This is a genomic window from Bacillus sp. FSL K6-6038, assembly GCF_038050455.1.
In the GTDB taxonomy this organism is placed as follows: domain Bacteria; phylum Bacillota; class Bacilli; order Bacillales; family Bacillaceae_G; genus Bacillus_A; species Bacillus_A pseudomycoides.
Map to the genome: position 1 here is coordinate 3,560,297 of NZ_JBBOUH010000001.1, position 11,957 is coordinate 3,572,253.

Sequence of the window (11,957 nt, forward strand, 5' to 3'; positions counted from 1 at the left end):
ATGCTCTTATTTATACGCCTCGTTTATTTCCCCATACTAAAGCATGAAGTTGAGGTAATACTTTCGCATCATTCATTTCTTTACACTGTACAGCTTTTTCAATCAACCGTTCATATTTCTGTAATAAGTTTTTAATAAGCGCCGCATCATCCACCGTTTTCGTATCATCGTTCCCAACTTGTAAGAAAAATGGTACTTGCGGATATCGCTTGTGCACCTTTACTGCATATTCAAAATCATAATCTTCAAATACGACTACTTTTAAACTAAAATCTTTTCTTACTAATTTATGAATAATAGAATCTAGCATCGTAAAATCTGTTTTCATCTTCGAACTTGGTGGTTTAGGCGAAATTGTCACTTCATCAATTTGAAGTAACCATTCTTGCCACTTACTCCCTTGCGTCTCAATCGCTGTACGAATTCCATTCTCTTTTAATACAGTAAGAAGAAACTGAATATTTTTCAGCAAAACGGGATTCCCACCTGAAATTGTAACGTGAGAAAAATTTTCTCCACCAATTTCAACAAGTTCATTCCAAATTTCTTCTGGCGCCATTTGTCTAATTTGTTCTTTTGTTGAGCCATCCCATGTAAAGGCTGAATCGCACCAAGAACAGCTATAGTCACAACCTGCTGTGCGAATGAACATCGTTTTTTGCCCGATAACCATTCCTTCTCCTTGAATGGTTGGACCAAATATCTCCAAAACAGGAATCTTACTCATCGAGTATCCACTCCCGTCTTACTTCTGCATAACTCGTTGGTGTTTCAAAGAGACGTACGAATTCGACACGAGCTCCTTTATATTCTTCTGCTCGATTCCCTTTTGTTAATGCTTCCGCCATCTTTTCATAAATCCAGACGACCATATTTTCCGCAGTCGTATTCATCACTGGTAATGTTTCATTTAAATAGCGATGATCCAAATAAATCTCTATTTCATTTTTCCAAATTTCTTTTATATCTCCAAAGTCAATTGCAAGTCCAATGTCATTTACATATCCACTAATACCAAATACAACTTTGTATGTATGACCATGTAAATTTTTACATTTCCCTTCATAACAGTGCAAATGGTGTGCTGCATCAAATGTAAATTCCTTACTGACCATTACTCTTTTATTATGGTATTTTAATTGCTCACGCTGAATATCCTTGTCCATTTTTTGCAAATTTTCTACAATGCGAAATCCGAAAAAGTTTTCCATTATTCATTCCCTCCTTCGCGTTCTTGTAGATACGTATCTAAACCTGCTTTACGAAGTTGGCACGCTGGACATTCACCGCAACCATTACCAATGATTCCGTTATAACATGTTAAAGTTTTTTCTCTAACAAACTCGAATGCTCCAAGTTCATCTGCTATTTTCCATGTCTCTGCTTTATCAATCCACATAAGTGGTGTATGAATGACAAACGGATAATCCATTGATAAATTTAATGTAACGTTTAACGATTTCACAAACACATCACGGCAATCTGGATAACCACTAAAATCAGTTTCACATACACCTGTTACGATATGGTGTGCTCCAACTTGTTTTGCTAATACAGCAGCAAATGATAAGAATAGTAAATTTCGCCCATCTACAAATGTCGATGGTAATTCACCTTCTTCGTGTGTAATCTCCATATCTGTTCTTGTTAACGCATTTGGAGCTAGCTGATTTAGTAGGCTCATATCTAGCACTGTATGTTTAATGCCAAGCTCGTTCGCAATTTCCGCTGCACAATCAATTTCTAACTTATGACGTTGATTGTAGTTAAACGTTACAGCTTCCACCTCCGCAAACTGTTGCATTGCCCAAAATAAACATGTTGTGCTATCTTGCCCACCACTAAAAACAACTATTGCTTTATCATTAGAGTACATTTTATTCTCCCCTTAACTACTTGCACTGTTATAATATCTTAAGGCAAACTTCCAAAAATAAATTGAAATAATAAAAAATCCAATAGAATAACCCATTAACACGAATACATCGTTTAGTTCTAATCGACCAATTAAAGCATAAGTTGGAATATTACTAACAATAACAATAGGAAAAACAAATAAAAAAACAAATCGACTTATTCCTTTATATAAGGAAGATGGGTATCTAAGTAATGTCATAGTACCAAGAAATAACTCATGCATACCTTCAACTTTGGTTAACCATATAGATAAAGTCATTAAAATATACCACAGAGAATACGAGAGTAAAATCCCTAAAAGCAATAGACCCAAGAAAGAAAATCCATTTACAATACTAACACTCTCTCCCTTTTGTAATAATGCATAACTAATTAACAGTACGGCTGGTAAACAGTTCCCTAAATTCCCTAAATCAAGCTTTCTTAATGAAACTAGAAACTGACTATTAATAGGTTTAAACAATATATGATCTAAACTTCCTTGGTTAACTAAACCCGGTATATACGGTAGATTATTAATAAAAAGAGTAAACATCAAAGATTTTATCAACTCACTAGTTCCAATTAGCAAATAAATATCATTTGTATTCCAACCATTAATATTACCAAAACTATCAAATATACTATTAAAAAATATTAATGTAACAATGAACCAAACAACGCTATCTAATATATTTAAAAAAAAGTTAACTCTATACATCATAATATTACTTAAATTAATTTTAAGAATTGCTTTTAACATTTTTAAATATCTAATCATATTTATGCACCAACAGATTCATATTTATTTAACCCCTTCTTCCAAAGTACTCTAATAAGGCCATAGAAAACTAAAGACCATACCACTTGTAAAATTAATCCATTTACAATTTCAGTGCCACTTAAATTTCCTAAATATACATTTACCGGAAAGTGAATCAAGTATGAAAAAGGTAAAAACTGAGTTATTGTATTTAACGGAGCTGGTAAAAATTCAAGCGGAATAAGCGATCCAGATAATAATTCTAATACTATATCTACAGTAAAGAAAAAGGATGATATCTCTACAAAGTAAAATGAGAAGAGTGATATCAAATAATAAATCATATAATATAGTATTAATGCTCCTACTATTGAAAGAATGAACAGGAAAGTATATTTTAAAGTAGGCAAAAGGAAATAATCCCTGTTCAGGAATATTATCGGTATTATCGGTATCACTGACATCAATACCTGAATAATTTTGTTACCTAAATTATGACTAAACCAATATCCAAAATATGAAAATGGTTTTGTAAGATATTTTGACAATTCACCGGATTGTATTTCCTCATTTATCGACCAGTGCATTTCAGGAATTAGTAAAAGTTCAATTAACTTAGCAATTATTACATAAGTAATCATCATTTCAAGAGTATAGCCTTGAATATTGTTTTGTGTTTCAAAGAGAGAATGCCACAATAGTATTAAAGCCACAAGCGGTATTAAACCAAAAATCATATATAATACAACATTCATGCGATACTGAAAAACCGCTTGAAATGAAAGCATCATTGGTTTTAAATACTTCTTCATACTGTTATTTTCACTCCAGTCGATTCCATTGAATAAATATCTTCAATGAGGTCTTGTGATGACATTTCAGTCAAATTGTAGTCAATAACATTGAATTCTTTTAATATGCTAGATATGGTCTCGTTTACTAACTTATCTTGAACTTTTATTGTTACACTAAATTTATCCGACTCTTTAACTTCTCCATATTTCTTAAGATCTTGAGAATTTATTTCATTCTCAAAGCTAAGAGATATATATTTATAACTCTTAATTTCTTCTTTTATTTTGTTGAAATTGTTATTAAAAACAACTTCTCCATTCTTCAATATTATCAATTCTTCACATAACTCATATATATCTGGGAAATAGTGGCTAGTTATTACAACGGTTGTATTTCTTTCTTTGCAATAATTCTTGAGAAAATTTCTAATATTCTTTTGAGCAAGAAAATCCAATCCAATAGTCGGTTCATCTAAAAATAATATCTTAGGTGAGTGTAAGATTGAAGCAATTAACTCACATTTCATTCTCTCTCCTAACGATAGATTCCTTACTGGCGATTTAAGAATTTCTGATACCCCAAGATTTTCAGCTAATTCATCTACATTCTTTCTAAACTCTGTATCAGACAGTTCATATATTTCTTTATGTAATAAAAATGTTTCGTAAGGGGAAAGATCCCACCATAACTGATTTTTTTGGCCTAAAACAACGCCAATTGACTTTAAAAAATCTTTCTTCTTATTATGGGGGTTAAATCCATTTACCAAAATTCTCCCGGAAGTTGGTTTAATTAACCCAACCATTGCTTTCATTAAGGTAGACTTACCAGCACCATTCGCGCCAATAAGCCCTATTATTTTACCTTCTTTTATTTTGAATGACACATCACTTAAAGCAGTAACCTTGACCTTTTCTCTTTTAAATAAACTCTTGAAAGAGTTTATTAATCCTTCTTCAATTTTTACTCTTTCAAAAGTTTTTGATACATTTTCAATTTCAATGATATCCATCTTCTCTCTCCTTCTTACTACTTACTTACCACTCTAAAAACTTCTGCAAATTGCACTCCTGCCTGCATACCTCTATAAGAATTTAACCCCAAAACTCCATCAACCAAATTTAATGTTTTAAGTTGTGATTCGTATTTTTTAATTGATGCTTTTTTCAGTTCAATAAACCTGGTAATATCTTTTACAACCTGATAGTTTTTCATGGGAGTCCATACTTCATACTGTAAACACATCCTTATATAAGGAGCACAATCCTCTTTTAAGAACCCTGATTGACACAGGAATATTGCTTCTGATACAACTTCATTTACTATTCGATGATCCCTATCACTTTCCATATCATGGGGGAAATAAATAAAATTAGGCTTATATAGAGAGATTTCGTGAATAATTTCTTCCACAAAATCTAAAGAATACACAAGTGATCTGTCTGGTTTCTTTAAAAATTTAACATTTTCTTTTTCTATCCCTAATGTATTACAAGCTTTTATACACTCGTTTTCTCTATTTGAAACAATTTCATTTAAATCCCCTACACCTCCAGATAAATCTCCTTTTGTAATTATTATTACTTTTATATGTTCACCCTTACTAATAGCTTGAGCAATTGTTCCACCACAGCCAATGACTTCATCGTCATGGTGTGGCGCTATAACTAAATGTTTTTTTACTATATCCTTCATTCAGCATCACCTTTATTGAACAGGTAAATCATTTACCTATTAGTTTAATTAAAAATTATTTACTCTGGAGTCCCTATACTAACTGGATACATTTTATTTCCACTAGAAAAATATACTTTTTTAAGAGCGTCTATTCGCACTGTATATCATTAAAATTCTACCCTTGCTTCCTACATTCATACACCATAAATTCACTATTCCTCCCAAAAGGATTTTTATTGTAATCACCATAAAATTTTTTTATATTGAATCCTTCTATTTCTAAGAGATACTGCATTTCGGATGGTAAAGTATATTTTGCAAGAAATTTAAATTCTTTTTTACTTAAGAAATTATCTGCTATGTCATAAACCTCAAAATAACAAGTGGTTTCAATTATTTGCTTATAATGATCTGCTTTTACGACATCCCATGATTTAACTTTATAATTTTTAAAATTCTCCCCTTTAATAGGACTATTTCCTCCATCACTCACTCTCTTAGAATAAGGAAGAATAGTTGGAGGTGTAATAATATCGAAAACAAAAATCCCGCCTTCTTTTAATAGTAATTTAATATTTCTAAGAGCTAATTTTTGTTGTGACGATGTAAGTAAATATTCAAATACACCACCAGACATAAATATAAAATCAAATTTTCTTTCAGACTTAAAATCTGTAGCAGAAGAAACCTTAAATTCTATTTTATCCTTAATATTTGGCATCTCATCTAACTTCTTACTAGCTTTTTCAATCATTCCTGCTGATATATCAACACTAGTTACATTAGCGCCTTTTTCAGCAAGAATAAAAGATAATCTACCAGTACCGCACCCCAAATCTAAAACTTCATCATTTGGTTTTACCAAACCACTGTAAAAATCAAAAATACCATCAGGTTCTGGGATGATAATGTCGTATAATTCAGAAATTTCATCGTATTGTTGCTGCATTGTTTTCCTCCTTAATGTATTTCTTTTTCATATCCCCTATAAAAGGCAATCTGCCAAAATATGAGATAGAAAGCAGTTAAATAACCGTATTTTTTTTTGATATACTTATATGAGTTAATAATCGATCTTAATTTATTTTTAGGTTCATAATAACCATTTTTTTGTTGTAAAACCCCACGTGCATGACCTATCCCGTAATTAAATGAACTTTTCAAATCTTGCTTAATGCTTAACTCTGGATGAATAATTCTTGCATTATCATCATATAAAATCTTAAGACTTGCAGATTTAACTCTAATATCAAAATCATAATCCTCTGTCCAAGATAAATTCTCATCAAAATAATATCCATTTACCTTCGCTAAGATTCCTTTATTAAATGCCAATGGAGGTGAATATGCATTTTTTTTGCAAGTATGTATATGTCTTGCACGTGCAATGATTTTTCCAATTTTGCTGTTAAATGAAAACATCACTCTTCCTTTAGCTAAAGATCCTGCATCTAATAATTTATATAACTTATTGATGGTACCTGGCATAAAAACACAATCTGAATCCATAATTAACACATTATCTTTACTAGAAATTTCAATTCCATAATTATATGCTTTTGCTAAATTAGGTGTAGGTAATTCGCCAATTACTGCATCGCTAGAATAGGCGATTTTTTTTACTTCTTCTGTTGCACCATTTAAGACAACGACAACCTCTACATTTTCATCAATACTCTTTAAACACTTTTCTAATCTGATATCGTTATAAGCTGGTATTACAATTGATAGATTCAACATATCTACTCACCTTATTTAAGCAATTATCCATACTACTCAGAACTTCATCTAAACAATAAAATTCCCCTGAATCCTTTAACTCGACTAATTTATCTTTATTATTTCTATATGTTTCTATATCTGGGGTTAAAAGAAAAGTAATTCCTAATTCCTTACAAATATCTTTAATTGCAGGAGCCATTGAATATTTTTTTACCGGTACACCATATTGTACTACTACATCGTATGAATTTGATTCTAGGTATCTCCTAATTCTTTGTATCAATACATCCCTATATTCTTTCATCAATTCTTCGTAAATTACTGGATCCTCAATATCTTCCATCCAATCGTATGCACAAAAAGTAGGGTTCATTTGGTATTCATATGGTATAACTCCCGCATTTGATAGAATAATTGGATGAACCATAGGGTATTTATTTGTAACTTGTCTAATTTTTTTACCAATATATGAAAAGTCATATGGTTTAGCCCAAGTACAAACTTGTAAAAAAGCAATTCTTTTCCCCAGAGGCTTTTCGTAATAATCCCCACAAAAATATTCCTGCCATGTATTGAACTCTTCCTGCTGAATATACTTTGAGCAAGCTCCTCGTTTAAAAATTGTTTCCTCTTTTATTAAATCTAATAGTATATATTCTGGGTAGTTAGGATAACTTTTTTTATTAAGTAACAAATCCTCTATCATTCCATCTTTTAGATTAGAATAATTTCTATTTCTCAAAATCTCTCCTCCTTTATTTAATAATCAAAAATGAACCTAATATAAGGGCATCCACCTCTGATCCATAAAATGACCTAATAGCATCACTTGGGTTACAAATAATTGGTTCTTTTCCTACATTAAACGATGTATTCATAACTGCAGGAATTCCTGTTTTCTGGTAAAAGTTGCGGATTGTTTCATAATAATCAGAATTCATATCCCTCGTAACTACTTGAGCCCTTGTTGATCCATCAACATGAACAATTGCTGGAACTAAATGATGTACCTCTTTTTTAACAGTAGAATTTAACAGCATATAAGGGTTATTTATTTTTTCTTCTAATACTACAGAAGCGTTTTCATCTATGATGCTAGGAGCCAATGGTCTCCATTGCTCTCTTTTCTTAATAGTATTTACTTTATTTAACATATCCCTCCTCTGAGGGCTAGCTATTATGCTTCTATTTCCTAAAGCTCTAGGGCCGAATTCCATCTTTCCAGAAAATCTTCCTATTACCTTATTTTGAATTAATAACTCGGAGCATTTATCATATTTGTTAGAGCCTAATTCTATATATGATAGATTATATTTTTTTAATATATTTAAGATACTAGAATCAGGAAATTCCGGACCAGAATATACATGATCTTCAGTGAACTTAGGCGTTATACCATTTTCGGCAAGAAACCATGAAGCTGCTCCAATACTTACCCCACTATCTGAAGCACCTGGTTGAATGTACAAACTATCCACTTCTGGTAAATCAGCTATCATTCTATTCGCTATACAATTTAATGCTACTCCTCCCGAAAGACACAAATTATCTATTCCAGTTAGATTAATAGCTTTTTTTACAAGCTTAACAATTGCTCTTTCCAAGGCTGCCTGACCTGAGGCTGCAATATTTTTATATTCCATTACCGATGAATTCATTAATAGTATTGAATCTATTGGATTATATTCATACTTAATATAATTAGGAGCAATCTTTGTTATACTATTAATAACTTTTATCCAATCTTTTAATACCGAAAAATATTTACCATTCATACTAACTATATTTTTATTTGGTTTCAAAGGGTTTTCCAGTATATCAGGAAATTCAAATATTTCTTCCCCATATGAAGATAGGCCCATTAACTTCCCTTCATTATGCCTCCCTAAACCTGAAAATACAGTTAATGCTTCATAAAAAATACCTAAAGAATGTTCCAGCGGGTATTTTTCTAGTACTTCTATTTTATTACCTTTTCCTTTTGCTATCGTTATTGACTCTTCTTCTCCACTCCCATCAATAACTATTAGGGTAGCTTCATTGAATCCCGAACTAAAAAACGCACCAGAAGCATGTGCCAAATGATGAGAACACATATGAATTTGGGGATCTTTATCTCTCTTAAAAATTCCCTTCGGAAAAACCTTTTCAAGACAATCTTCTTTGTTAAGCTTCTTTGAATACTTCTCAAAATATAATTGCTCTACATCCCAACCCATAACAATATGATCTACTTCATTTGGAGTAATTTCAGCTTCCTTTAAACAATAAGCTATTGAATTATATGGAATTTTATCTAATGCCTTTTTTTGACGAATAAATCTTTCTTCTTCAGCTGCAGCTATTAATTTACCATTATAAAATAAACACGCACTTGCATCATGAATATCAAAGTCCCACCCATTGACTCCTAAAACATACATTATTTTACCTCGCAGTTATTTTATATTTTTCTTCTAATCTCATAATATTCTTGCGGAAAAAGGGTTGGTTTATCTATTAATCGTACAAAAACTAACATGTCTGTTTGAATATACAAATTATGATATGTACCTTTAGAAAAACCAATGCTATCTAAGTCCCTTTTTATTAATTCTTCATCAATGTAAGGCTCTTCAGCCACTTTATAAGAACTTAAATCGTGAATAATTTCTTTTAAATAAAAACCTAAAGATGTCAAGAAATTCTGCAAATAAACCACCCTATTACCTAATCTTTTAACACTTATATTTAAAAAAATTAAATCACCCTTTTGACCTTTTAATAATTCATTAGCTCTATTTAACCACAAATCTAACCCTCTACCATCATCTATAGGGTCACAATGTATTGCATCATACTTATTCCTTAAATCTTCCATAACTTCATTTCTAACATCAAAATTATAAAACCCAATATCATTGTTTGTATGTTTCAAATATTCAATCATTTCTTCGTCAATATCTCCTACATCTATTTCTCTGTTTTTATATTGTTTAAGGGCTAAACTTGTATAATCATCATCTCCACAAAAAAAGATATTTTTATTAGACGATAACTCTTGATTTATTATTTCAGCTCTCCTCAACGAACTATCCCAAGTAGCTTTAAATTGAGCATATTTTTTTTTGTTTATTTTATTCTCATATCCTGTATTACGAAGAGGGGTTGGTTCATATAAAATACTACTTGTTAACTCTTGTGAAAACCTTATTTTATTTTCTATAATTTCAACTAAATTTCTTTCTTTTAATACTTTTAATAATCTTAAAGCCAGACTTAAAGTCCCAGTTATTTTGACTAGATCATCTAAAGTATCTACAGTATTAATGGACTTCCAAATTATAAATTCGAATTGTTTTTCACTAATTTCATACCATTTTTTCCAAAAATTCAAAAGTACCCCTCTGTTTTTTAATTTTGGTACTTTATCTAACTCTTCTTCATAGTCTAATTCAATAAATCTTTCATATAATAAAATAATCTTATTTTCTTTCATTCTGTATACCCTACCTTAAAAAAAGTTACATATACAGTTAAACTGCATATGTAACCTCCTTATTTTAAAACTTAACCTAATGTCTTGCCTGCACGAATTAGTAAATCCTCTTCATCTAATTCAAGATCTTCAAGCTCTAACATTTCTTCATGAATATATTCCTTTTCCATTTCACATTCCCCCCTTATATAGATAATTGTGTAATTCAAATATTTGCAACAGAGCTGCACCACCAATACTATCATAAAAATAGAATTTTCTGATTAATAAAAAATTTATATTTGTGGATAAAATTTATTCAGAAAATTAAGTAAAATTTTTCCTGATAAAACAATACCAGGAATAATTATGGGTATTTTTATTATTATAATTTATATATTAAGATTTTTAAAAAAACCTAGTATAGAGCCCTTTTTTAGAAATTTTTGTCGATTTTTTTATTTATAAATTTTTCAAAAAAATATTTATTTTTGGGATTATTGGGGGATTTTGTGCTAACAAATACCAGTGAATTATCATAAAAATAGAATGAAATGGAGGCGTTATTATGGGTTCTGGTGCAAATATATGAAGAAGAACGCGGATAATAGTAGATTCCTAGTGAAATCGTATTTTATGCTATAAGTCCAAACACTTGGTGGATGAACTCTTTTTGATTTTGGATAGACTGATTCCGTAAATCAATCTGTCCCTTTTTTATCATATGCATGACTTCAACACCACTCAATATAGAAGTTGCAGTTTTAAATGACTTAAACCCCAACATAGAGCGCACACGTTTCTTAATAAAACGGGGATCTTGTTCCACTATATTATTGAGATACCTAACTTGCCTTATCTTTATGCCTTCGGGCATATGTTTCTCTTCTTTCAACGCTTGAATCGCTACAGGATAGGCAGGGTTTTTATCTACTGTTATCACACGAGGTTTAGAAATGTACGAAAAAGCCAAGGCTTTCTTGAAAAAGCGCTTGGCTGCTTGTTTATCTCTTGATTTACTTAGATAAAAATCAATGGTATTCCCTTCTGAATCAACGGCACGATATAAATATATCCATTGCCCTTTCACTTTAATATAAGTTTCATCGACTCTCCATGAATCATATGTTGTTTTAAGATGATGTCGTACTTTCTCTTCTAATTGAGGTCTATATTGATGAACCCATCGCATAATCGGTGTGTGAGCTATGGATAAGCCTCGTTCCTCCATCATTTCCACTAGGTTACGGAAGCTCAAATTGTACCGTAGGTACCACCTTACTGTTAATAAGATTAGTTCCGGCTGATAATGCTTCCATTTGAACAAATTTTCCTTTTCCATATCGATCACACACCTTTTTCTAGAGTAATACTATCAGTATGTCCAAGTTTAGGAGATTACTTGCAAGAGTTTTTGCACCAGAACCAGAAAAAATGAATAATAAAGTTGTTTAATTCGAGAGCTAAATCTTTAATGATGGCCCCCATCATTTCAATAATGCATATTTAAAAATATCGACATTTTCGCCTTGTTCATCTAGAACTGTTTCAATGCGCTCCCAACCTCTTTTTTCATAGTAAGCTGAAGCATTTTCTGTCTTTAAAAATTATTTAATTATAAAGTTTAAAATCCCTATAATTATACAT

General features: G+C 31.0%; 13 protein-coding genes. All 13 read right to left on the reverse strand.

Annotated features, from left to right (window positions below):
• Positions 1-10 precede the first annotated feature (10 nt).
• Positions 11-727 (reverse strand): 7-carboxy-7-deazaguanine synthase QueE, encoded by a 717-nt coding sequence (gene queE, locus NSQ40_RS18710; protein WP_033796907.1) that lies wholly within the window; start codon positions 725-727, stop codon positions 11-13.
• Positions 720-1,211 (reverse strand): 6-carboxytetrahydropterin synthase QueD, encoded by a 492-nt coding sequence (queD, locus tag NSQ40_RS18715; protein ID WP_000426941.1) that lies wholly within the window; start codon positions 1,209-1,211, stop codon positions 720-722. The genes queE and queD overlap by 8 nt, the downstream gene beginning before the upstream one ends.
• Complete coding sequence (queC, locus tag NSQ40_RS18720) at positions 1,211-1,876, reverse strand: 7-cyano-7-deazaguanine synthase QueC (RefSeq protein WP_003203747.1); 666 nt, start codon at positions 1,874-1,876, stop codon at positions 1,211-1,213. The genes queD and queC overlap by 1 nt, the downstream gene beginning before the upstream one ends.
• Positions 1,877-1,888: 12 nt before the next feature.
• Entirely contained in the window at positions 1,889-2,677 is a 789-nt protein-coding gene (locus tag NSQ40_RS18725) for an ABC transporter permease (RefSeq protein WP_003203745.1), read from the reverse strand.
• A 2-nt stretch (positions 2,678-2,679) separates the two neighbouring features.
• Positions 2,680-3,471 carry an ABC transporter permease gene (locus NSQ40_RS18730; RefSeq protein ID WP_033796906.1) on the reverse strand — a complete coding sequence of 264 codons (792 nt, stop codon included), beginning with the start codon at positions 3,469-3,471 and terminating at the stop codon, positions 2,680-2,682.
• Positions 3,468-4,466, reverse strand: coding sequence for an ABC transporter ATP-binding protein (locus NSQ40_RS18735; protein ID WP_003203740.1), 999 nt, complete (start codon positions 4,464-4,466; stop codon positions 3,468-3,470). Before NSQ40_RS18735 ends, NSQ40_RS18730 begins: the two co-directional genes overlap by 4 nt.
• Positions 4,467-4,483: 17 nt before the next feature.
• The gene (locus NSQ40_RS18740; RefSeq protein WP_003203739.1) at positions 4,484-5,149 is read right to left on the reverse strand and encodes a PIG-L deacetylase family protein; all 666 of its coding nucleotides are present in this window, start codon (positions 5,147-5,149) and stop codon (positions 4,484-4,486) included.
• Positions 5,150-5,306: 157 nt separating this feature from the next.
• Entirely contained in the window at positions 5,307-6,080 is a 774-nt protein-coding gene (locus tag NSQ40_RS18745) for a class I SAM-dependent methyltransferase (RefSeq protein WP_003203737.1), read from the reverse strand.
• Between the two features lie 11 nt (positions 6,081-6,091).
• Positions 6,092-6,871, reverse strand: coding sequence for a glycosyltransferase family 2 protein (locus NSQ40_RS18750; protein WP_033796905.1), 780 nt, complete (start codon positions 6,869-6,871; stop codon positions 6,092-6,094).
• The gene (locus tag NSQ40_RS18755) at positions 6,837-7,595 is read right to left on the reverse strand and encodes a DUF5591 domain-containing protein (protein ID WP_033796904.1); all 759 of its coding nucleotides are present in this window, start codon (positions 7,593-7,595) and stop codon (positions 6,837-6,839) included. Before NSQ40_RS18755 ends, NSQ40_RS18750 begins: the two co-directional genes overlap by 35 nt.
• 13 nt (positions 7,596-7,608) lie before the next feature.
• Positions 7,609-9,276: a carbamoyltransferase family protein gene (locus NSQ40_RS18760; RefSeq protein WP_003203730.1), complete on the reverse strand. Its 1,668-nt coding sequence runs from the start codon at positions 9,274-9,276 to the stop codon at positions 7,609-7,611.
• Positions 9,277-9,296: 20 nt separating this feature from the next.
• On the reverse strand, positions 9,297-10,331 hold the full coding sequence (locus NSQ40_RS18765; protein WP_003203729.1) for a bis-aminopropyl spermidine synthase family protein: 1,035 nt from the start codon (positions 10,329-10,331) through the stop codon (positions 9,297-9,299).
• 613 nt (positions 10,332-10,944) lie between these two features.
• Positions 10,945-11,652 carry an IS6 family transposase gene (locus NSQ40_RS18770; protein ID WP_191664200.1) on the reverse strand — a complete coding sequence of 236 codons (708 nt, stop codon included), beginning with the start codon at positions 11,650-11,652 and terminating at the stop codon, positions 10,945-10,947.
• Positions 11,653-11,957 lie beyond the last annotated feature (305 nt).